The sequence below is a fragment of the Leclercia sp. UBA5076 genome (genome assembly GCF_002416465.1).
Lineage (GTDB): Bacteria > Pseudomonadota > Gammaproteobacteria > Enterobacterales > Enterobacteriaceae > Enterobacter.
Genome location: NZ_DIAO01000009.1, coordinates 146,376 through 166,556 on the forward strand (window position 1 = coordinate 146,376; position 20,181 = coordinate 166,556).

Sequence of the window (20,181 nt, forward strand, 5' to 3'; positions counted from 1 at the left end):
GCACCCTTATTCCCTTTTCTGCTTCCAAATCACTAAACGGTATATAAAACCGTTACTCCTTTAGTACGCGTTATAAATATCATGACCCTGAGAAAAACATCACATCTTAAGGGTGCGCAATGGCCATTACTGTACTGAAAAAAGGATCTCTGGTGCTGGCAGCTTCAGTGTTGCTGGTCGCGCAGGCGCAGGCAACCGAGCTGCTGAACAGCTCCTATGATGTCTCGCGCGAGCTGTTTGCCGCCCTGAACCCGCCCTTCGAACAGCAGTGGGCGAAAGAGAATAACGGCGATAAGCTGACCATTAAGCAGTCTCATGCCGGCTCGTCGAAACAGGCGCTGGCCATTCTGCAGGGGCTGAAGGCCGATGTGGTCACCTATAACCAGGTCACTGATGTGCAGATCCTGCACGATAAAGGCAAGCTGATCCCGGCCAACTGGCAGAGCCGTCTGCCAAACAACAGCTCGCCGTTCTACTCAACCATGGGCTTCCTGGTACGTAAGGGCAACCCAAAGAACATCCACGACTGGAACGACCTGGTGCGTTCTGACGTGAAGCTGATCTTCCCGAACCCGAAAACCTCCGGCAACGCCCGTTACACTTACCTGGCCGCCTGGGGCGCCGCAGACAAAGCGGACGGCAACGATAAAGCCAAAACTGAACAGTTCATGACCCAGTTCCTGAAAAACGTTGAAGTGTTTGATACCGGCGGTCGCGGTGCCACCACCACCTTCGCGGAACGCGGTCTGGGCGATGTGCTGATCAGCTTTGAATCGGAAGTGAACAACATCCGTAAGCAGTACGAAGCCCAGGGCTTTGAAGTGGTTATCCCGAAAACCAACGTTCTGGCGGAGTTCCCGGTAGCGTGGGTGGATAAAAATATCGAAGCCAACGGCACGGAGAAGGCGGCAAAAGCCTATCTCAACTATCTCTACAGCCCGCAGGCGCAGACGGTGATCACCGATTACTACTATCGCGTGAATAACCCGGACGTGATGAACAAGCTGAAAGACAAATTCCCGCAGACCGAGCTGTTCCGCGTGGAAGAGCACTTTGGTGCCTGGCCTGAGGTGATGAAAACCCATTTCGCCAGCGGCGGTGAGTTAGACAAACTGTTGGCGGCGGGGCGTAAGTAATGTTTGCAGTTTCCTCCAGACGTGTGCTGCCGGGCTTTACCTTAAGCCTCGGGACCAGCCTGCTGTTCGTCTGTCTCATTTTGTTATTACCGCTCAGCGCGCTGGTGGTCCAGCTCTCTGAGATGAGCTGGTCCCAGTACTGGGAGGTGATCAGCAATCCGCAGGTGGTGGAGGCCTATAAAGTGACGCTGCTGTCGGCGTTTGTTGCCTCCCTGTTTAACGGCGTGTTCGGCCTGCTGATGGCGTGGATCTTAACTCGCTACCGTTTTCCGGGCCGCACGCTGCTGGATGCTCTGATGGATTTACCCTTCGCGCTGCCCACCGCGGTGGCGGGCCTGACCCTGGCCTCGCTGTTTTCCGTCAACGGTTTTTACGGCGAGTGGCTGGCGAAGTTTGATATCAAAGTGACCTATACCTGGCTCGGCATTGCGGTGGCGATGGCCTTTACCAGCATCCCGTTTGTGGTGCGAACCGTGCAGCCGGTGCTGGAAGAGTTAGGCCCGGAATATGAAGAGGCGGCAGAAACGCTGGGCGCAACGCGCTGGCAGAGCTTCCGCAAGGTGGTACTGCCTGAGCTATCTCCGGCCCTGCTGGCAGGCGTGGCGCTGTCGTTCACCCGCAGCCTCGGTGAGTTTGGCGCGGTGATTTTTATCGCCGGTAACATCGCGTGGAAAACCGAAGTGACCTCGCTGATGATTTTTGTTCGCCTGCAGGAGTTTGATTACCCGGCGGCGAGCGCCATTGCCTCGGTGATCCTGGCGGCATCGCTGCTGCTGCTGTTCTCGATTAACACTCTGCAAAGTCGCTTTGGTCGACGCGTGGTAGGTCACTGATGGCGGAAATCACTCAATTGAAACGCTACGACGCTCCCCGTATCAACTGGGGAAAATGGGTGCTGATTGGCACCGGCGTGCTGGTATCGGCCTTCATTCTGGTCGTGCCGATGGTCTATATCTTTGTCCAGGCGTTCAGTAAAGGGATTATGCCCGCGCTGCACAATCTGGCCGACCCGGACATGCTGCATGCCATCTGGCTGACGGTAATGATTGCGCTTATCACCGTGCCGGTGAACCTGGTGTTCGGTGTTCTGCTGGCCTGGCTGGTCACCCGCTTTAACTTCCCGGGCCGCCAGCTGCTGCTGACCCTGCTGGACATTCCGTTTGCGGTTTCACCGGTGGTGGCCGGTCTGGTCTATCTGCTCTTCTACGGCTCCAACGGCCCGCTGGGCGGCTGGCTGGATGAGCATAACCTGCAGATCATGTTCGCCTGGCCGGGCATGGTGCTGGTTACGATATTTGTCACCTGTCCGTTTGTGGTACGTGAGCTGGTGCCGGTGATGTTAAGCCAGGGCAGCAACGAAGACGAAGCGGCGGTGCTGCTGGGCGCATCCGGCTGGCAGATGTTCCGCCGCGTCACCCTGCCGAATATCCGCTGGGCGCTGCTCTATGGCGTAGTGTTGACGAACGCCCGTGCAATTGGCGAGTTCGGGGCCGTTTCTGTTGTATCCGGCTCCATTCGCGGTGAAACCCTGTCGCTGCCGTTACAGATTGAACTGCTGCAGCAGGACTACAACACCATCGGCTCCTTTACCGCCGCAGCGTTGCTGACGCTGATGGCTATTTTGACCCTGTTTTTGAAGAGTGTGGTGCAGTGGCGTTTAGAGAATCAGGAAAAACGTCAGCATCAGGAGGGAAATCATGAGCATTGAGATTGCCAATATTAAGAAGTCTTTTGGTCGCACCCAGGTGCTGAATGATATCTCGCTGGATATCCCTTCCGGACAAATGGTGGCGCTGCTGGGGCCGTCTGGCTCCGGTAAAACCACGCTGCTGCGTATCATCGCCGGTCTCGAGCATCAGACCAGCGGGCACATCCGCTTCCACGGCACTGACGTGAGCCGCCTGCATGCCCGCGACCGTAAAGTGGGCTTTGTGTTCCAGCATTACGCCCTGTTCCGCCACATGACGGTGTTCGATAACATCGCCTTTGGCCTGACGGTGCTGCCGCGTCGTGAACGTCCGGACGCCGCCACCATCAAGGCGAAAGTTACCAAACTGCTGGAGATGGTGCAGCTGGCTCACCTGGCTGATCGTTATCCGGCGCAGCTCTCCGGCGGCCAGAAACAGCGTGTGGCCTTAGCGCGCGCCCTCGCCGTTGAGCCGCAAATCCTGCTGCTGGACGAACCCTTTGGCGCGCTGGATGCGCAGGTGCGTAAAGAGCTTCGCCGCTGGCTGCGTCAGCTGCATGAGGAGCTGAAATTCACCAGCGTCTTCGTGACCCACGATCAGGAAGAGGCGATGGAAGTGGCCGACCGGGTGGTGGTAATGAGCCAGGGGAATATCGAACAGGTTGATGAGCCTGAGCAGCTCTGGCGTGAACCGGCGACCCGCTTCGTGCTGGAGTTTATGGGTGAAGTGAACCGACTGCACGGCAATATCCGCGGCGGCCAGTTCCATGTCGGGGCCCACCGCTGGCCGCTGGGTTACACCCCTGGCTATCAGGGGCCGGTCGATCTCTTCCTGCGTCCGTGGGAAGTGGATGTCAGCCGTCGCACCAGTCTCGACTCGCCGCTGCCGGTCCAGGTGCTGGAAGCCAGCCCGAAAGGTCATTACACCCAACTGGTCGTCCAGCCGCTGGGCTGGTACAACGAACCGCTGACGGTGGTGATGCGCGACGAGGAGCCGCCGCACCGCGGTGAACGCCTGTTTGTCGGCCTGCAACATGCGCGCATTTACCATGATAAGGATCGCATCGAGACGCGGGGAGATCTTGCTCTGGCGGAATCTGCCTGATAGGTTAACGCCACGTAGTTTTGCCGGGTGGCGCTGCGCTTACCCGGCCTACGATATGCTCTGTGTAGGCCCGGTAAGCGTCAGCGCCACCGGGCTTTTTATTGGACAGCGGTCATGAACACATTAGAACAAACCATCGGCAACACCCCTCTGATCAAGCTGCAACGGATGGGGCCGGATAACGGCAGCGAAATCTGGATCAAACTGGAAGGCAACAACCCGGCGGGTTCGGTGAAGGATCGTGCCGCGCTGTCGATGATTGTCCAGGCGGAAAAGCGCGGTGAAATCAAGCCCGGCGATGTGCTGATCGAGGCGACCAGCGGGAACACCGGCATTGCGCTGGCCATGATCGCCGCCCTCAAAGGCTATCGCATGAAGCTGCTGATGCCGGACAACATGAGCCAGGAGCGCCGTGCCGCGATGCGGGCCTATGGTGCCGAGTTAATTCTGGTCAGTAAAGAGCAGGGTATGGAGGGGGCTCGCGATCTGGCTCTTGAGATGGCGAACCGGGGCGAAGGTAAGCTGCTGGATCAATTCAACAACCCCGATAACCCCTATGCCCATTACACCACCACCGGCCCGGAGATCTGGCAGCAGACCGAAGGCCGCATCACCCATTTTGTCTCCAGCATGGGAACCACGGGCACCATCACCGGCGTCTCCCGTTTTCTGCGTGAGCAGGAAAAAGCGGTCACCATTGTTGGCCTGCAGCCGGAAGAGGGGAGCAGCATCCCGGGTATTCGCCGCTGGCCTGCGGAGTACATGCCGGGCATTTTTAATGCTCAGCTTGTGGACCAGGTGCTGGATATTCACCAGCGCGAGGCGGAAAATACCATGCGTGAACTGGCCGTACGCGAAGGTGTTTTCTGCGGCGTCAGTTCAGGCGGCGCGGTAGCGGGCGCCCTGCGCATTGCACAGGCGGTGCCGGGCGCGGTGGTGGTGGCGATCGTCTGCGATCGCGGCGATCGCTATCTCTCTACCGGCGTGTTTGGTGAGGAGAGCTATACGCAAGGGGCAGGGATCTAAAGGCGATGGAGATGATTTTATTCCGGGATAAAACCCGGGCGCAGCAGAGCGATATTGTGGCGGTTCAGTCGCAGGTGGTGTACGGCAGCGTGGGTAACAGCATTGCGGTGCCTAATATTCGCCAGCATCGCCTCAACGTGACGGCGATACCAACCGTGCTGTTCAGTAATACCCCCCACTACGACACCTTTTACGGTGGGGTGATCCCCGACGAGTGGTTCAGCGGCTACCTGCAGGCGCTGGAAGAGCGGGACATTTTGCGGGAGCTGAAAGCGGTCACCACCGGCTACATGGGCAGCGCCAGCCAGATTATCCTGCTGGCGAACTGGCTGCGCACGATTAAGGCACAGCATCCGGATCTCTTTATCCTGGTGGACCCGGTCATTGGCGACACCGACAGCGGAACCTACGTTAAACCCGAAATCCCGGAAGCCTACCGTCAGCATCTGCTGCCGCTGGCGCAGGGGATTACGCCCAATGTCTACGAGCTGGAAGTGCTCAGTGGCAAATCGTGTCGGGATAACGCCAGCGCCATTGCCGCGGCAAAAGGGCTACTTTCTGATACGCTGCAGTGGGTAGCGATTACCAGCGCCCCCGTGGCTGGTGACGCTGACGCTATTCATGTAGTGTTGGTATCCCATGACGAGGTGACAATCAGTACCCATCCCCGCGTCAACGTCGATCTTAAAGGTACTGGCGATCTCTTCTGTTCAGAGCTTGTCAGCGCGCTGGTGCAGAATGAGAGCGTGGCGGCGGCGATAAGCCGTGCAGGGGAGAGGGTGACGCAGGTCATGCAGTATACTCAGGAAAAAGGGTACGACGAGCTGGTTTTACCTCTCTGACAAACAAAAATGGCGCCCGAAGGCGCCATTTTTCTGTGCGGCAAAAATTACTTTTTGATGCGGATAACCGGGGTTTCACCCACGGTGACGCTGCCGGACAGTTTAATCAACTCTTTGATTTCGTCCATGTTGGAGATAACAACCGGCGTCAGGGTAGACTTGGCTTTCTCTTCCAGCAGTGGCAGATCGAATTCAATCACCGGATCGCCAACTTTAACGCGCTGGCCTTCTTCAGCGATACGCTTGAAGCCTTCGCCTTTCAGTTCAACAGTGTCGATACCGAAGTGAACGAACAGCTCAATACCGCTATCGGATTCGATAGAGAATGCATGGTTGGTTTCAAAAATCTTACCAATCGTGCCGTCAACCGGTGCAACCATTTTGTTACCGGTTGGTTTGATAGCAATGCCATCACCAACGATTTTCTCAGCAAATACGACATCTGGCACGTCTTCGATGTTGACGATCTCACCAGACAGCGGAGCAACAATCTCAATAGTTCCGGTGTCGTTATTGCCTTTGTCACCGAATAGTTTACTAAATAAACCCATTAGACTTCTCTCCTAAGCAGTAATTTGGGCCGCATCTCGTGGATTAGCAGATTGTTTTTTCTTCAATGAACTTGTTAACCAGCGTCATTAACTCGTCCGTTGTCGGTTGAGCAAGAGCCTGCTCTGCTAACACCTTCGCATCTTCGAAGTTCGTGTTACGGATAATCTTCTTGATACGCGGGATGGAAATGGCGCTCATAGAGAATTCGTCCAGACCCATACCCAGCAACAGAAGTGTAGCACGTTCATCGCCTGCAAGCTCACCACACATGCCTGTCCACTTACCTTCTGCATGAGAAGCATCAATAACTTGCTTGATCAAGTTCAGTACGGACGGGGACATTGGCTGGTAAAGATGTGAAATCATATCATTACCACGGTCAACTGCCAGGGTGTACTGGGTTAAATCGTTGGTACCAATACTAAAGAAGTCCACTTCTTTGGCTAAATGACGGGCAATCGTCGCGGCAGCAGGGGTTTCTACCATCACGCCAACTTCGATAGCTTCGTCGAATGCTTTACCTTCGTCGCGCAGTTCCTGTTTGAAGATTTCGATCTCTTTCTTCAGTGAACGCACCTCTTCAACAGAGATGATCATCGGGAACATGATGCGCAGTTTACCGAAAGCGGAGGCGCGCAGGATAGCGCGGACCTGGTCGCGCAGGATCTCTTTACGATCCATTGCGATACGCACGGCACGCCAGCCCAGGAACGGGTTCTCTTCTTTCGGGAAGTTCATGTACGGCAGCTCTTTGTCGCCGCCGATGTCCATAGTACGGACGATAACGGCCTGGGAGCCACAGGCTTCAGCAACCGCTTTATAGGCAGCGAACTGCTCTTCTTCGGTTGGCAGGGCGTCACGGTCCATGAACAGGAATTCAGTACGATAGAGACCGACACCTTCCGCGCCGTTGCGCTCAGCGCCATCGACGTCGCGTACGGTACCGATGTTTGCGCACACTTCTACCTGATGACCATCCAGCGTAATAGCTGGCAGATCTTTCAGCTTAGCGAGTTCCGCTTTTTCAGTCGCAACCTGCTCCTGAACGGTACGCAGTTTTTCGATCTCTTCGTTAGTTGGGTTGACGTAAACCACGTTGTTTACGGCATCCAGAATCAGATAATCGTCGTTTTTCACCTGTGCGGTCACGCTACCGGTACCCACGATGGCTGGCAGCTCCAGAGAACGCGCCATGATAGAGGTGTGGGAGGTACGGCCACCCGCGTCGGTGATGAAACCCAGCACCTTGTTCAGGTTCAGCTGTGCGGTTTCTGACGGGGTCAGGTCGGCAGCAACCAGGATGACTTCATCCTGAATCGCGCTCAGATCGATAATGGCAAGGCCAAGGATGTTGCGCAGCAGGCGCTTACCGATATCACGCACGTCAGCCGCGCGTTCTTTCAGGTATTCATCGTCCAGCTCTTCCAGGGCAGATGCCTGACCTTCGATAACTTCATGCGCAGCGGCATCCGCTGTCATGCCTTTATCTTTAATCAGGGCTATGATTTCCTGCTCAAGCTCCTCATCTTCGAGCAACATAATGTGCCCTTCGAAGATGGCTTCTTTTTCTTCACCGAAAGTTTCGCCAGCTTTAGTTTTGATCGCTTCCAGTTGCGCAGATGCTTTTGCACGGCCACTCAGAAAACGTTCAACTTCCTGATTTACCTTATCAGCAGAAATTTTTTTCCGGTCGATGACGATCTCGTCTTCTTTCAACAGAAGTGCTTTGCCGAAAGCGATACCCGGGGATGCTAAAATGCCTGAAATCATAACCCTACCTTACTTGTGACTGATATTTAAAAGAACCCGGATACTTACTCGAGCTCAGCCATCAGTTTAACCAGATGCTCAACTGCTTTCTGCTCGTCTTCGCCTTCCGCGGAGATGGTCACAACGGTGCCCTGAGTCAGACCCAGAGTCTGCAGTTTGAACAGGCTTTTTGCGCTTGCGCTTTTGCCGTTGGAAGTCACAGTGATCTCAGAAGTGAAGCCTTTTGCTTCTTTAACAAACTGAGCAGCAGGGCGGGTGTGCAGACCGTTCGGAGCGGTAATGGTAACTTCTTGCTGGAACATTGTATTTCCCCAACTTATTGGTTTAGTGTTGTGGAACTAAAGTCTAGCCTGGCGGCAGGACTTTAGCCTGTATTGTTAGCACCGGCTTAACGGCACGAGGCACAAATGTGTCAAACGTATTCCGGCACTGGCATGTCAGGCTGCTGACGTCTCGCTCGACATTAAACATTATGCCGCGAAAGCAAGACTTGAACCAAATCATAAAATCGATTCAGCAGCGCGAATTCCTGGATCGATTAATTTCGTGCTTCAAAATAATTGTCAGCTTAAATACCAGAGCCAACGGGGTTGAGCAATGCCGGAAGAGATAAAAGTTTGAAGCAGGCCACAAAAAAGCACCCAGTTGGGTGCTTTTTTACGCGATATTTACATTCTGGCACTACTGTTGCAGTTCTTTTTCAGTGAAGAGATCGGCAAACAGGGCAGTACTTAAATAACGCTCACCCGACGATGGAAGAATAACCACGATGTTCTTATTGGTAAAGGTTTCATCCTCGAGTAATTTCAACGCGGCGGCTACGGCAGCACCGGAGGAGATACCCGCCAGAATACCCTCTTCTTCCATCAGGCGGCGCGCGGTAGAAATGGCTTCATCGTTGGTGATAGCCACAACTTTATCAATCAGTTTCAGATCCAGGTTGCCCGGAATAAAGCCCGCGCCGATACCCTGAATCTTATGCGGGCCCGGCTTCAGTTCTTCTCCGGCCAGCGCCTGGGCAATGACTGGAGAGTCGGTTGGCTCAACGGCAACGGTAATAAGGTCTTTTTTACCTTTTGTACCTTTAATATAACGGCTCACGCCCGTCAGCGTACCGCCGGTACCCACACCAGAGATAAAGACATCAACCTGACCGTCGGTATCTTCCCAGATCTCCGGACCGGTGGTCTTCTCGTGGATTTCCGGGTTAGCCGGGTTGCTGAACTGCTGCAGCAGCAGGTATTTAGCCGGATCGCTGGCCACAATTTCTTCTGCTTTCTGAATAGCGCCTTTCATGCCTTTTGCGCCTTCGGTTAAGACCAGATTTGCGCCCAGGGCCTTCAGCAGTTTACGACGCTCAATACTCATGGTTTCTGGCATGGTCAGCGTCAGCTTATAACCGCGCGCGGCGGCAACGTAGGCCAGCGCGATACCGGTGTTACCGCTGGTTGGTTCAACCAGCTCAACGCCCGGTTTCAGTACGCCACGCTTTTCCGCATCCCAAATCATGTTGGCACCGATACGGCATTTTACGCTGAAGCTTGGGTTACGAGATTCTACCTTCGCCAGGATGCGTCCATTACCGATACGGTTCAGTCGAACCAGGGGCGTGTGACCGATAGTCAGCGAGTTATCTTCAAAAATCTTACTCATGGCCTGTCCTTAACTGTTTGAAATTGGGATACCGTCCCAGCATACCTGTTGCATAGGTAGGGGGAAGTAAGGAAATCGCATATCTATATGCTGCATAGAAATAATGGGGATCAGTATGGAATAAGGGGCGGCATAAGCCACCCCTCTTTTTAACTTATTTCCACAAAGCGTGTTTGTCGCGATAACAATCCACCCACATCGCCGTCGCGCCGCACACCGCTACCGGCATGATGAAAAGGTTAAGGAACGGAATCATGGTGAACAGGCTGGTCAGCGCGCCAAACTGCATATTGGCCATCTTACGGCTGCGCAGGGCGGTGCGCATCTCTTTGAAGGGCACCTTATGGTTATCAAAGGGATAGTCGCAATACTGGATGGCCAGCATCCACGCACTGAACAGGAACCAGAGTACCGGCGCTACGGTCTGTCCGATGCCGGGAATAAAATAGAGGAGCAGCAGCACGATGGCGCGGGGCAGATACCATGCCAGCTTTTGCCATTCGCGTTTCATAATGCGCGGCAGATCTTTCATGATCCCCAGCACGCCGGTGTCCGGCGGCGTGGCGCCCGTCAGCCGCGCTTCCAGCTGTTCGGCGAGCAGACCGTTAAAGGGCGCGGCGATCCAGTTGGCGAGCGTCGAGAAAAAGTAGCCAAACACCAGCAGCACCGAAACGATCGCAATCGGCCATAGTAGATAGCTCAGCCATTGCAGCCAGTCGGGGACATGGCTCATGAGCGCCGGGATCCAGCTGTCCAGACGGGTAAAGAGCCACCAGAAGGCGCCCCCCATCAGCAGAACGTTGATCAGCAGAGGCAGGATCACAAAGCGTCTGATGCCGGGCAGGGAAACCAGTTTCCAGCCCTGCGAAAAGTACCAGACGCCGCTGCGTGAAGGGGAAGATGTCGATGAAACCATAACCAGGTTGAGCTCCTTTTATCACAACCAGTGAAATTGCCTGCCTATATTAGCCAGTTGCGGCACGTTGACCAGTTCGGAAATGTTCGAAAAAACAGCAAAAAGCACGATTTAACTCATCTTTATGCTGCGAATGCTCTGCACGCACTTGCACTTGACGTAATCGGCAAATACTCTTAGTGAGTAAATGTTTGCCGTGGTGGCAAGGTGTTAGAACAACAGAGAATATAATGATGCAGGATTTGCGTCTGATATTAATCATTGTTGGCGCGATCGCCATAATCGCTTTACTGGTACATGGTTTCTGGACCAGCCGTAAAGAGCGCTCTTCTATGTTTCGCGATCGCCCACTGAAGCGCATGAAGTCTACCCGTGACGACGATAGCGATGAGGATATCGACGACATGGAAGATGAGGGTGTGGGTGAAGTACGCGTTCATCGGGCCAATACTGCGCCCGGCGCAGGCCATGGGGAGCATGAAGCGCCTCGTCAGCCTCCGCAGCATCAGTACCAGCCGCCTTACGCATCTGCACAGCCACGTCCCGCTGCGCCGCAACCCGTGGCCGAACCGGTACGCCAGCCGCAGCCGCAGCAGCATGAACCTGTGCGACAGCAGCCCGTGCCGCAGCAGCATGAACCTGTGCGTCAGCAGCCGGTGCCGCAGCCGCAATATGCCGCGCAGCCTGAACCACAGCCGCAGCCACAACCTGTCGTACAGCAGGCGCCGCAGCCTGTTGCGCCAGCGCCGCAACCAGCCCCAGCGCCGGTTTCAGAGCCGGAGCCGGTTGTCGAGGCCGCGCCAGTAGCTGAAAAACCACAGCGTAAAGAGACGGTGATTGTCATGAGCGTTGCGGCTCACCAGGGCACCACCCTGAATGGCGATGTGCTGCTTAACAGCATTCATCAGGCGGGCTTTAAATTTGGCGATATGAATATCTTCCATCGCCACCTCAGCCCTGACGGCAGCGGCCCTTCGCTGTTCAGCCTGGCGAATATGGTTAATCCGGGAACCTTCGATCCGGAGATGACCGGCGATTTCACGACGCCGGGCATTACCATCTTTATGCAGGTGCCCTCGTATGGCGATGAACTGCAAAACTTTAAGCTGATGCTGCAGTCCGCTCAGCATATTGCCGATGAAGTGGGCGGTATGGTGCTCGACGATCAGCGTCGAATGATGACGCCGCAGAAACTGCGCGAATATCAGGACCGCATCCGCGAAGTGAAAGAAGCTAACGCGTAAACATTCGCGTTTGTTTCACACCTCCTCAACCCCCGCCTGTCGGGGGTTTTTCTCATTAATGGTGCGACATGGACTCAATCGAACAACAACTCACCGAACTGCGAACCACGCTTCGCCACCATGAATATCTCTATCATGTGATGGATGCGCCGGAAGTGCCGGACGCGGAGTATGACCGTCTGATGCGTGAGCTGCGCGAGCTTGAAGCGCAGCACCCCGAGTTAATCACACCGGACTCGCCAACTCAGCGCGTCGGGGCGGCACCGCTGGCCTTTTTCAGCCAGGTACGTCATGAAGTGCCGATGCTGTCGCTGGATAACGTCTTTGATGAAGAGAGCTTCCTCGCCTTCAACAAACGCGTCCAGGATCGCCTGAAACATACCGATGCCCTGAGCTGGTGCTGCGAGCTAAAGCTGGATGGGCTGGCCGTCAGCATTCTGTACGAAAACGGGGTGATGATCCGCGCGGCCACCCGCGGCGATGGCACCACCGGCGAGGACATCACCGCCAATGTGCGTACCATCCGCGCGATTCCGCTCAAATTACATGGCGAGAACATTCCGGCACGTCTCGAAGTGCGCGGCGAAGTTTTCCTGCCCCAGGCGGGATTTGAAAAAATTAACGAAGAGGCGCGTCGTACCGGCGGCAAAATCTTCGCCAACCCCCGCAATGCCGCCGCCGGATCGCTGCGCCAGCTCGACCCGCGCATTACCGCGAAGCGTCCGCTGACGTTCTTCTGCTATGGGGTCGGCATCCTGGAAGGGGGCGAGCTGCCTGATACCCATCTGGGCCGTTTGCTGCAGTTTAAAGCCTGGGGGCTGCCGGTCAGCAACCGGGTGCAGCTGTGCGACTCGCCGGAGGCCGTGCTGGCGTTTTATCGTCAGGTTGAAGCCGATCGTCCGACGCTGGGCTTCGATATCGACGGGGTGGTGATCAAAGTCAACTCTCTCGCGCTGCAGGAACAGCTTGGCTTTGTCGCCCGTGCGCCGCGCTGGGCGGTAGCCTTTAAGTTCCCGGCGCAGGAGCAGATGACCTTTGTGCGCGACGTTGAGTTCCAGGTGGGCCGTACCGGGGCGATAACGCCGGTGGCGCGTCTGGAGCCGGTTCAGGTGGCTGGGGTACTGGTCAGCAATGCAACCCTGCACAACGCCGATGAGATCGACCGGCTGGGGCTGCGAATTGGCGATAAAGTGGTGATCCGCCGTGCCGGGGATGTGATCCCGCAGGTGGTGAACGTAGTGGAATCAGAGCGTCCTGACTATACGCGCCCCGTTGAGTTCCCGACCCACTGTCCGGTGTGCGGGTCCGACGTTGAGCGCGTCGAAGGAGAGGCCGTAGCCCGCTGTACCGGCGGTTTAGTCTGCGGTGCCCAGCGCAAAGAGTCCCTGAAACATTTCGTCTCCCGCCGGGCGATGGATGTTGACGGTATGGGCGACAAAATCATCGACCAACTGGTAGAGAAAGAGTATGTCCATACGCCAGCCGATCTGTTCCGCCTGACGCCCGGTAAGCTGACCGGGCTGGATCGCATGGGGCCTAAATCTGCCCAGAATGTGGCCGACGCGCTGGAAAAGGCCAAAGAGACCACCTTTGCCCGTTTCCTCTACGCACTGGGGATCCGTGAAGTGGGCGAGGCGACGGCGGCGGGGCTGGCGGGCTATTTCGGTACGCTGGAGGCGCTGGAAAAGGCGACGATCGACGAACTGCAAAAGGTGCCGGACGTTGGCATCGTGGTTGCTACCCACGTCTTTAACTTCTTCTCGGAAGAGAGCAACCGCGACGTTATCGGCCAGCTGCTTAACGAAGGGATTCGCTGGCCTGCGCCGGTGGCGATCAACGCCGACGAGATCGACAGCCCGTTTGCCGGCAAAACCGTGGTGCTGACCGGCAGCCTGAGCCAGCTTTCACGCGATGATGCTAAAGCGCGTCTGACGGCGCTGGGGGCGAAGGTGGCCGGCAGCGTGTCGAAGAAAACCGACCTGGTGATTGCCGGTGAAGCGGCGGGCTCTAAACTTGCCAAAGCGCAGGAGCTGGGCATTACGGTCATCGACGAAGCCGAAATGCTACGTCTGTTGGGAGAGTAACGTGGATAAAGCGCAGCTTATTGAGATTGCCAACACCGAAATGCCGTTCGGCAAGTATAAAGGCCGTCGGCTGATTGACTTGCCGGAAGAGTATTTGCTGTGGTTTGCCCGTAAGGATGAATTTCCTGCCGGGCATCTGGGTGAGCTGATGGCCTTAACGTTGCTGATTAAAACCGAAGGGCTGACCCAGCTGGTTCAGCCCCTGAGACGTCCTTAAACTTTTGCCGCGCGGGCCTGCTCCCGGGCCTGCAACTCATCGGTCTGGCGACGGTAGCGACGCGCCAGCACCGCACAGATCATCAGCTGCAGCTGGTGGAAGATCATCAGCGGCAGCACCATCATCCCAACCACCGAGGCTGGAAACAGTATATTGGCCATCGGGATGCCGTTAGCCAGGCTCTTTTTCGAGCCACAGAAGACAATGGTGATTTCGTCAGCTTTGTTAAACCCAAAGCGGCGAGCGGCAAAGACGTTGATGGCAATGATAATCGCCAGTAGCACCAGGCTGACCACCACGATAAACAGCAGCGATCCGACTCCAACCTTATGCCAGATGCCATGCACCACGGCTTCGCTGAACGCAGAATAGACCACCAGCAAAATCGATGACTGATCGGTTTTGGCGATCCACTTCTTATGTTTCGCCACAAATGCCCCGGTCCAGGGGCGGGAAAGATGTCCCAGCACAAACGGCAGCAGCAGCTGCAGCATGATTTTGCCCACCTGCTCCAGACTGCCCTCCGCGCCATGCATATTCATCACCAGCCCCACCAGCAGCGGCGAAAGGAAAATTCCCAACAGGCTGGAGGCGGAGGCTGAACAGACCGCAGCCGCCACGTTGCCGCCCGCCATGGAGGTAAAGGCGATGGCCGACTGCACCGTAGCTGGCAAAATGCAGAGATAGAGGAAACCGGTATAGAGCGCCGGGTCGACGTTGACCGGTGCCCACCAGGCAAACAGCACGCCCAGGACCGGGAAAACAACAAAGGTGCTGCACATTACCCACAGGTGCAGTCGCCAGTGACTGCCGCCCGCGATAATCGCTTCACGGGAGAGTTTTGCCCCATGCATAAAGAACAGCAGGGCGATGGCGGCAGTGGTTAAGCCTTCAAAGAAGGGGACAAAACCGCCGCGAGCCGGGAAGAAGGAGGCGAGCAGAACCACGACGATAAGAATAAGGGTGAACGGATCAAGAATGCGCAAAAGTTTCATAAATACTCCTGAAAACAGATAACGCTATTGTGCTTAACTCCGTTTGAGAAATAAAATTGATTTATTGCATCAATTTATGAGTAAAACAGATGAATTACTCTCTGCGGCAACTTCGTATATTTGTTACCGTCGCGCAGGCGAAAAGTTTCAGCCGCGCGGGGACGATGATCGGCCTGAGCCAGTCGGCGGTGAGCCATAGCGTGAAAGAGCTGGAGTTACAGACCGGCGTGCGGCTTATCGACCGCACCACCCGTGAGGTGGTGTTAACAGAGGCGGGGCAACAGCTGGCCGCGCGTCTGGAAAGATTGCTGGATGAACTTACCAGCACGCTACGGGATGCAGGCAGAGTAGGGCAACAGCTCTCCGGAACAGTAAGGGTTGCCGCCAGCCAGACCATTTCGGCGCATTTAATTCCACACTGTATCGCGCAAAGTAATCATCAGTATCCGGATATCAATTTTGTGCTCCATGACCGGCCGCAGCAGTGGGTTCTGGAGAGCATCCGCCTGGGAGAGGTGGATTTCGGTATCGTTATCGATCCGGGGCCGGTTAGCGATCTGGAGTGTGAAGAGGTGCTCTCTGAGCCTTTCTTATTGCTGTGCCGGGACGACGATCCCCTTGCTGCTCTGGAGCAGGTGACATGGCAGTCGCTTCAGGGTGCCAAACTGGTGTTACAGGATTACGCCTCTGGCAGTCGGCCACTCATTGATGCGGCTCTGGCAGAGCAGCAGGTAAGGGCGACGATTGTGCAGGAGATTGGTCATCCCGCCACGCTCTTTCCAATGGTGGAAGCCGGAATCGGAATTAGCGTGCTGCCCGCGCTGGCGCTCCCGTTGCCGCAGGGGAGTCGACTGACGGTAAAACGTTTCACTCCAATCATCGAACGGAAGCTGATGCTGGTTCGTCGAAAGAATCGCTCACTTTCGGGGGCCGCCCAGGCATTGTGGGAAGTGGTACGCATGCAGGCGAAGCGGCTGACGCAGGCCCGCATACGCGATCCGCTTTTTAACCCAGAAAACCGTTAAACGTAGATATCAATCTGGTGTTCAGCGGAAGGGGAGTTAACGCCTTCCACTTTAGCCTGCTGTTTATCCTGCTTCTGCAGAGCTTCTTCTGCCTGGCGGCGCTGCAACTGCTGGAGCTGAGCCTGCAACATTTTGATTTGGTTCTGCAGCAGCTCCTGCTGCTTTTTTTTCTCTTCCGCCGAGCCGCTGCCGTTGGCGACCTCTTTCAGCTGTTTGGTCAGTTTAGTGATTTGTGAGGTGAGGCGGCTGATTTGCGACGCAAGGTCATTGCCGGCGGAACTGCTGCTGCCGCTGCTTTGGGTTTGTACGGACGGGGTGGATGTCTGAATGGTTGTCATGACGATAGTCTCTTGCCTAAAAAAGAGATATCGGCAGAAAATTGAAGGGCTTGAGAATAGCTACCTGAAGAGGTAGTAAGCGCATTAATATCGCAGATAGTAAAAAGGCGCCTTTAGGGCGCCTTTTTACATTGGTGGGTTGTGCAGGATGACTCGCTTCGCTCGCCCTTCGGGCCGTCGCCGCAGGCGGCTCCGTTGACTCACTGCGTTCGTCCCGAACCTGCGCAGGTTCGAATCGTTAATATCGCAGATAGCAAAAAGGCGCCTTTAGGGCGCCTTTTTACATTGGTGGGTCGTGCAGGATTCGAACCTGCGACCAATTGATTAAAAGTCAACTGCTCTACCAACTGAGCTAACGACCCGAAGTGGTGGGTGATGACGGGATCGAACCGCCGACCCCCTCCTTGTAAGGGAGGTGCTCTCCCAGCTGAGCTAATCACCCACTTCGGTACTTCATTTACTACTGCAAGAAATCCAGCTGGCGAGAAAGTGGTGGGTGATGACGGGATCGAACCGCCGACCCCCTCCTTGTAAGGGAGGTGCTCTCCCAGCTGAGCTAATCACCCACTTCTCAATTTCTTGCTACACGGCGGAGACTACATAAAGTAGTTGGTGGGTGATGACGGGTTCGAACCGCCGACCCCCTCCTTGTAAGGGAGGTGCTCTCCCAGCTGAGCTAATCACCCCCGCTGTGTGGAGTCGCATTATAGGGAGAGTTGAAAATGAGTCAACGCCTTTTCTTAAGATTTTGTTCGTTCGTCGTAAAATTAAACAAAACGATCGCAAAACCGCCTGTGGTGCATGATTTCTAAACAAAAACGGCTACAGAGAACGATCTGACAGTAACAAGATTGAGGAATCAGGCTGGAGTGATAGAATATTGCCCACTTTAGTTTCCAGGATATGCCGGTTGTCGGCATCTTTATCACTGTAAGGCCACTTCATGAAAATCAAAACTCGCTTCGCGCCAAGCCCGACAGGCTACCTGCACGTCGGCGGTGCGCGTACTGCTCTCTATTCCTGGCTGTTTGCTCGCAACCAGGGCGGTGAGTTTGTGCTGCGTATCGAAGATACCGATCTCGAACGCTCCACGCCGGAAGCAATCGAAGCCATTATGGATGGTATGAACTGGCTCAATCTGGATTGGGACGAAGGCCCCTATTTCCAGACTAAACGTTTTGATCGCTACAACGCCGTAATTGATGACATGCTTGAAGCGGGCACTGCATATAAGTGCTACTGCTCGAAAGAGCGCCTGGAAGCGCTGCGTGAAGAGCAGATGGCGAATAACGAAAAACCACGTTACGACGGTCGCTGCCGCCATGACCATTCACATCACGCTGCGGATGAACCGTGCGTAGTGCGTTTCGCTAACCCGCAGGAAGGTTCAGTCATTTTTGACGATCAGATCCGCGGCCCGATCGAATTCAGCAACCAGGAGCTGGACGATCTGATTATCCGCCGTACCGATGGTTCACCAACCTATAACTTCTGCGTCGTGGTGGATGACTGGGATATGGCGATCACCCACGTGGTGCGTGGCGAAGACCATATCAACAACACCCCACGTCAGATCAACATCCTTAAAGCGCTGAATGCGCCGGTACCGGTTTACGCCCACGTCTCTATGATCAACGGTGACGACGGTAAAAAACTGTCTAAACGCCACGGTGCAGTCAGCGTCATGCAGTACCGTGACGACGGCTACCTGCCGGAAGCGCTGCTGAACTACCTGGTGCGTCTGGGCTGGTCCCATGGCGATCAGGAGATCTTTAGCCGCGAAGAGATGATCCAGCTCTTCTCCCTGAGTGCGGTGGGTAAGTCTGCAAGTGCGTTCAATACCGATAAACTGCTGTGGCTGAACCACCACTACATCAATACCCTGCCGCCAGAGTATGTTGCGACCCAGCTGCAGTGGCACATTGAGCAGGCAAATATTGATACCCGCAACGGTCCACAGCTTGCCGATTTGATCAAACTGCTGGGTGAACGCTGTAAGACCCTGAAAGAGATCGCGGAAAACTGCCGCTACTTCTATGAGGAGTATGACGAGTTTGATGCTGATGCGGCGAAGAAGCACCTGCGTCCGGTTGCGCGTCAGCCGCTGGAAGTGGTTCGCGACAAGCTGGCAGCCATTACCGACTGGAGCGCTGAGAATGTGCATCATGCCATTCAGGCGACAGCGGATGAGCTGGAAGTCGGTATGGGTAAAGTGGGTATGCCGCTGCGTGTGGCGGTCACCGGTGCGGGTCAGTCTCCGGCACTGGACGTTACCGTACACGCCATTGGCAAAACCCGTAGCGTGGCGCGCATCAACAGAGCGCTGGCGTTTATTGCTGAACGCGAAAGCCAGCAGTAACCAGAACGTAAAAAATAAAACGGCAGGTTTCCCTGCCGTTTTTTATTGCGCTGACTGATGAATGTTCAGCCGCACCAGAAAACCCTCTATTCCCTCGCGCGCCAGCAAAACGGCCAGCCGCTCCTGCTCAGGTGGGGTCATCTTCTCCAGTGCATCCGTAATCTGCCGCAGCACGGCAACGGGTTGCCCATTACCATAGCTGGCCGAGGTCTCCGCCAACTGAAAGAGGGCCTGCCGTTTACGAATGGCGGGGATGTTCATGATGTGCTCGCGTACCTGCGCATCTATATGAATCAGGCGCGCCCGCCCACCTTTTACGCCGTTAATGCCTTCCGTTTTCCAGCCATTATTGCGCACCCAACGGTTGACGGTTTGCCTGGCGACGCCCAGCGTTTCCGCAAGCTCCTCGGTGGTCATTTTGCTACGTAATCTTTTCATATCAGTTCTGATCGCGGATCCCTAAACGTTGTAACAAACCGGTAATCCCTTCCCGGAGTAATAAAGAGGTCAATTGTTTCTGCTCTGTGGGTGTCATTTCATTGGCCAGCGTAATCAGCAGGGCCTGTAGCGAGTTCTCAGGGTAGATCTCCGGCGATGCGGCCACATCCGGGGCTCTGCGTGCGTTGCGGATAAACTCCCGAACTTTCTCATTCACATGGACCAGACGTGCTTTACCGCCCTGGACGCCGGGTTTTGGCGATGTGGACCAACCCTCTTTCCGCACCCACTTATTGATGGTCTGTCGGCTATAGCCAGTGAGTCGGGCCAACTCTTCTGGCGTCATTCGTTCCTTGATCATGCAATTTCCTGAGTAAGAGTGTGGTTAATTAGTGAGTCATTTTATAACACCCTTTTACTGGAAAACGTGACAAGATTAACTCATGGCTGCGAGCACTCTCGCAATGTGATTCATTTGCATGAATTTTCAGCGATTGAACCAGAGTGTGAGAATTTGCCGTTGACACTCAGCAATGGAATTCATATGATGCCGCCCGTCAACACGACACGCTTTACGCGATGGGGCTATAGCTCAGCTGGGAGAGCGCTTGCATGGCATGCAAGAGGTCAGCGGTTCGATCCCGCTTAGCTCCACCAAACTCTGAACCCAACAGAGTCTGGTGCGTAAAGAATACTGTGGGGCTATAGCTCAGCTGGGAGAGCGCTTGCATGGCATGCAAGAGGTCAGCGGTTCGATCCCGCTTAGCTCCACCAAAATATTAACCCTCGCCAGA

The 20,181-nt window shown here is 55.3% G+C and carries 20 protein-coding genes, 6 tRNA genes and 1 other RNA gene; 13 read left to right on the forward strand and 14 right to left on the reverse strand.

Annotation, left to right across the window (positions count from 1 at the left end; translation table 11 throughout):
* Positions 1 to 119 precede the first annotated feature (119 nt).
* The 6 genes from B3X29_RS09880 (at position 120) to pdxK (ending at position 5,796) form a co-directional block, all read left to right on the forward strand.
* Entirely contained in the window at positions 120 to 1,136 is a 1,017-nt protein-coding gene (locus B3X29_RS09880; protein WP_103180653.1) for a sulfate ABC transporter substrate-binding protein, read from the forward strand.
* Positions 1,136 to 1,969: a sulfate/thiosulfate ABC transporter permease CysT gene (cysT, locus tag B3X29_RS09885; RefSeq protein WP_159340070.1), complete on the forward strand. Its 834-nt coding sequence runs from the start codon at positions 1,136 to 1,138 to the stop codon at positions 1,967 to 1,969. The genes B3X29_RS09880 and cysT overlap by 1 nt, the downstream gene beginning before the upstream one ends.
* Complete coding sequence (cysW, locus tag B3X29_RS09890) at positions 1,969 to 2,844, forward strand: sulfate/thiosulfate ABC transporter permease CysW (RefSeq protein ID WP_103180649.1); 876 nt, start codon at positions 1,969 to 1,971, stop codon at positions 2,842 to 2,844. The genes cysT and cysW overlap by 1 nt, the downstream gene beginning before the upstream one ends.
* Entirely contained in the window at positions 2,834 to 3,928 is a 1,095-nt protein-coding gene (gene cysA, locus B3X29_RS09895; protein WP_103180647.1) for a sulfate/thiosulfate ABC transporter ATP-binding protein CysA, read from the forward strand. Before cysW ends, cysA begins: the two co-directional genes overlap by 11 nt.
* 114 nt (positions 3,929 to 4,042) lie before the next feature.
* Positions 4,043 to 4,954, forward strand: a complete 912-nt coding sequence (cysM, locus tag B3X29_RS09900) for a cysteine synthase CysM (protein ID WP_159340071.1) — start codon at positions 4,043 to 4,045, stop codon at positions 4,952 to 4,954.
* 5 nt (positions 4,955 to 4,959) lie between these two features.
* Positions 4,960 to 5,796 carry a pyridoxine/pyridoxal/pyridoxamine kinase gene (pdxK, locus tag B3X29_RS09905; protein WP_103180643.1) on the forward strand — a complete coding sequence of 279 codons (837 nt, stop codon included), beginning with the start codon at positions 4,960 to 4,962 and terminating at the stop codon, positions 5,794 to 5,796.
* 47 nt (positions 5,797 to 5,843) lie between these two features.
* On the opposite strand, the gene crr is transcribed toward pdxK, so the two are convergent.
* From crr to cysZ, 5 genes are all read right to left on the reverse strand, one after another.
* Entirely contained in the window at positions 5,844 to 6,347 is a 504-nt protein-coding gene (gene crr / locus B3X29_RS09910) for a PTS glucose transporter subunit IIA (protein WP_039029658.1), read from the reverse strand.
* 43 nt (positions 6,348 to 6,390) lie between these two features.
* Positions 6,391 to 8,118 carry a phosphoenolpyruvate-protein phosphotransferase PtsI gene (ptsI, locus tag B3X29_RS09915; RefSeq protein WP_103824678.1) on the reverse strand — a complete coding sequence of 576 codons (1,728 nt, stop codon included), beginning with the start codon at positions 8,116 to 8,118 and terminating at the stop codon, positions 6,391 to 6,393.
* 44 nt (positions 8,119 to 8,162) lie between these two features.
* Positions 8,163 to 8,420 (reverse strand): phosphocarrier protein Hpr, encoded by a 258-nt coding sequence (ptsH, locus tag B3X29_RS09920; protein WP_000487600.1) that lies wholly within the window; start codon positions 8,418 to 8,420, stop codon positions 8,163 to 8,165.
* A 379-nt stretch (positions 8,421 to 8,799) separates the two neighbouring features.
* On the reverse strand, positions 8,800 to 9,771 hold the full coding sequence (cysK, locus tag B3X29_RS09925; protein WP_039029656.1) for a cysteine synthase A: 972 nt from the start codon (positions 9,769 to 9,771) through the stop codon (positions 8,800 to 8,802).
* Between the two features lie 154 nt (positions 9,772 to 9,925).
* The gene (cysZ, locus tag B3X29_RS09930; RefSeq protein ID WP_103180640.1) at positions 9,926 to 10,687 is read right to left on the reverse strand and encodes a sulfate transporter CysZ; all 762 of its coding nucleotides are present in this window, start codon (positions 10,685 to 10,687) and stop codon (positions 9,926 to 9,928) included.
* A gap of 230 nt (positions 10,688 to 10,917) precedes the next feature.
* Here cysZ and zipA point away from each other — a divergent pair, with 230 nt between their 5' ends.
* From zipA to B3X29_RS09945, 3 genes are all read left to right on the forward strand, one after another.
* Positions 10,918 to 11,931 carry a cell division protein ZipA gene (zipA, locus tag B3X29_RS09935; RefSeq protein ID WP_103180639.1) on the forward strand — a complete coding sequence of 338 codons (1,014 nt, stop codon included), beginning with the start codon at positions 10,918 to 10,920 and terminating at the stop codon, positions 11,929 to 11,931.
* A gap of 68 nt (positions 11,932 to 11,999) precedes the next feature.
* Entirely contained in the window at positions 12,000 to 14,015 is a 2,016-nt protein-coding gene (gene ligA, locus B3X29_RS09940; RefSeq protein WP_159340072.1) for an NAD-dependent DNA ligase LigA, read from the forward strand.
* A gap of 1 nt (position 14,016) precedes the next feature.
* Positions 14,017 to 14,232 carry a DUF3820 family protein gene (locus B3X29_RS09945; protein WP_103180635.1) on the forward strand — a complete coding sequence of 72 codons (216 nt, stop codon included), beginning with the start codon at positions 14,017 to 14,019 and terminating at the stop codon, positions 14,230 to 14,232.
* On the opposite strand, the gene B3X29_RS09950 is transcribed toward B3X29_RS09945, so the two are convergent.
* Positions 14,229 to 15,227, reverse strand: a complete 999-nt coding sequence (locus tag B3X29_RS09950) for a bile acid:sodium symporter family protein (protein ID WP_103180634.1) — start codon at positions 15,225 to 15,227, stop codon at positions 14,229 to 14,231. The two genes, B3X29_RS09945 and B3X29_RS09950, sit on opposite strands and share 4 nt — an antisense overlap.
* Positions 15,228 to 15,316: 89 nt before the next feature.
* Between B3X29_RS09950 and B3X29_RS09955 the strand changes: the two genes are divergently transcribed.
* Positions 15,317 to 16,252 carry a LysR family transcriptional regulator gene (locus tag B3X29_RS09955; protein WP_159340073.1) on the forward strand — a complete coding sequence of 312 codons (936 nt, stop codon included), beginning with the start codon at positions 15,317 to 15,319 and terminating at the stop codon, positions 16,250 to 16,252.
* On the opposite strand, the gene B3X29_RS09960 is transcribed toward B3X29_RS09955, so the two are convergent.
* From B3X29_RS09960 to B3X29_RS09985, 6 genes are all read right to left on the reverse strand, one after another.
* A complete protein-coding gene (locus tag B3X29_RS09960) occupies positions 16,249 to 16,590 on the reverse strand; it encodes a FlxA-like family protein (protein ID WP_159340074.1) in 342 nt (113 codons plus the stop codon). The two genes, B3X29_RS09955 and B3X29_RS09960, sit on opposite strands and share 4 nt — an antisense overlap.
* A 132-nt stretch (positions 16,591 to 16,722) precedes the next feature.
* Positions 16,723 to 16,847, reverse strand: a non-coding RNA gene (locus tag B3X29_RS09965) — RtT sRNA.
* Between the two features lie 29 nt (positions 16,848 to 16,876).
* Positions 16,877 to 16,952, reverse strand: a tRNA-Lys gene (locus B3X29_RS09970).
* 4 nt (positions 16,953 to 16,956) lie between these two features.
* Positions 16,957 to 17,032, reverse strand: a tRNA-Val gene (locus tag B3X29_RS09975).
* A gap of 48 nt (positions 17,033 to 17,080) precedes the next feature.
* Positions 17,081 to 17,156: transfer RNA gene (locus B3X29_RS09980), tRNA-Val, on the reverse strand.
* A gap of 44 nt (positions 17,157 to 17,200) precedes the next feature.
* Positions 17,201 to 17,276 (reverse strand) — tRNA-Val (locus B3X29_RS09985).
* 257 nt (positions 17,277 to 17,533) lie between these two features.
* Here B3X29_RS09985 and gltX point away from each other — a divergent pair.
* Positions 17,534 to 18,949 carry a glutamate--tRNA ligase gene (gene gltX, locus B3X29_RS09990; protein WP_103180630.1) on the forward strand — a complete coding sequence of 472 codons (1,416 nt, stop codon included), beginning with the start codon at positions 17,534 to 17,536 and terminating at the stop codon, positions 18,947 to 18,949.
* 42 nt (positions 18,950 to 18,991) lie between these two features.
* Here the strand turns inward: gltX and B3X29_RS09995 are convergent, their stop codons facing one another.
* Both B3X29_RS09995 and B3X29_RS10000 read right to left on the reverse strand, forming a co-directional pair.
* Positions 18,992 to 19,387: a YfeC-like transcriptional regulator gene (locus B3X29_RS09995; protein WP_103180628.1), complete on the reverse strand. Its 396-nt coding sequence runs from the start codon at positions 19,385 to 19,387 to the stop codon at positions 18,992 to 18,994.
* A gap of 1 nt (position 19,388) precedes the next feature.
* Complete coding sequence (locus B3X29_RS10000; RefSeq protein ID WP_103180626.1) at positions 19,389 to 19,748, reverse strand: YfeC-like transcriptional regulator; 360 nt, start codon at positions 19,746 to 19,748, stop codon at positions 19,389 to 19,391.
* A 220-nt stretch (positions 19,749 to 19,968) separates the two neighbouring features.
* On the opposite strand from B3X29_RS10000, the gene B3X29_RS10005 reads away from it, so the two are divergent.
* A tRNA-Ala gene (locus B3X29_RS10005) sits at positions 19,969 to 20,044 on the forward strand.
* Positions 20,045 to 20,085: 41 nt separating this feature from the next.
* Positions 20,086 to 20,161, forward strand: a tRNA-Ala gene (locus B3X29_RS10010).
* Positions 20,162 to 20,181 lie beyond the last annotated feature (20 nt).

Bases quoted from the DNA above. Each gene is read 5' to 3' on its own strand.
- B3X29_RS09955 (WP_159340073.1), top strand. From the start codon at position 15,317: ATGAATTACTCTCTGCGGCAACTTCGTATATTTGTTACCGTCGCGCAG.
- cysK (WP_039029656.1), bottom strand. From the start codon at position 9,771: ATGAGTAAGATTTTTGAAGATAACTCGCTGACTATCGGTCACACGCCC.
- ptsH (WP_000487600.1), bottom strand. From the start codon at position 8,420: ATGTTCCAGCAAGAAGTTACCATTACCGCTCCGAACGGTCTGCACACC.
- pdxK (WP_103180643.1), top strand. From the start codon at position 4,960: ATGGAGATGATTTTATTCCGGGATAAAACCCGGGCGCAGCAGAGCGAT.
- crr (WP_039029658.1), bottom strand. From the start codon at position 6,347: ATGGGTTTATTTAGTAAACTATTCGGTGACAAAGGCAATAACGACACC.
- cysZ (WP_103180640.1), bottom strand. From the start codon at position 10,687: ATGGTTTCATCGACATCTTCCCCTTCACGCAGCGGCGTCTGGTACTTT.
- ptsI (WP_103824678.1), bottom strand. From the start codon at position 8,118: ATGATTTCAGGCATTTTAGCATCCCCGGGTATCGCTTTCGGCAAAGCA.
- zipA (WP_103180639.1), top strand. From the start codon at position 10,918: ATGATGCAGGATTTGCGTCTGATATTAATCATTGTTGGCGCGATCGCC.
- cysW (WP_103180649.1), top strand. From the start codon at position 1,969: ATGGCGGAAATCACTCAATTGAAACGCTACGACGCTCCCCGTATCAAC.
- B3X29_RS09995 (WP_103180628.1), bottom strand. From the start codon at position 19,387: ATGAAAAGATTACGTAGCAAAATGACCACCGAGGAGCTTGCGGAAACG.
- gltX (WP_103180630.1), top strand. From the start codon at position 17,534: ATGAAAATCAAAACTCGCTTCGCGCCAAGCCCGACAGGCTACCTGCAC.
- B3X29_RS09960 (WP_159340074.1), bottom strand. From the start codon at position 16,590: ATGACAACCATTCAGACATCCACCCCGTCCGTACAAACCCAAAGCAGC.
- B3X29_RS09950 (WP_103180634.1), bottom strand. From the start codon at position 15,227: ATGAAACTTTTGCGCATTCTTGATCCGTTCACCCTTATTCTTATCGTC.
- cysA (WP_103180647.1), top strand. From the start codon at position 2,834: ATGAGCATTGAGATTGCCAATATTAAGAAGTCTTTTGGTCGCACCCAG.
- cysT (WP_159340070.1), top strand. From the start codon at position 1,136: ATGTTTGCAGTTTCCTCCAGACGTGTGCTGCCGGGCTTTACCTTAAGC.
- B3X29_RS09880 (WP_103180653.1), top strand. From the start codon at position 120: ATGGCCATTACTGTACTGAAAAAAGGATCTCTGGTGCTGGCAGCTTCA.
- cysM (WP_159340071.1), top strand. From the start codon at position 4,043: ATGAACACATTAGAACAAACCATCGGCAACACCCCTCTGATCAAGCTG.
- B3X29_RS10000 (WP_103180626.1), bottom strand. From the start codon at position 19,748: ATGATCAAGGAACGAATGACGCCAGAAGAGTTGGCCCGACTCACTGGC.
- ligA (WP_159340072.1), top strand. From the start codon at position 12,000: ATGGACTCAATCGAACAACAACTCACCGAACTGCGAACCACGCTTCGC.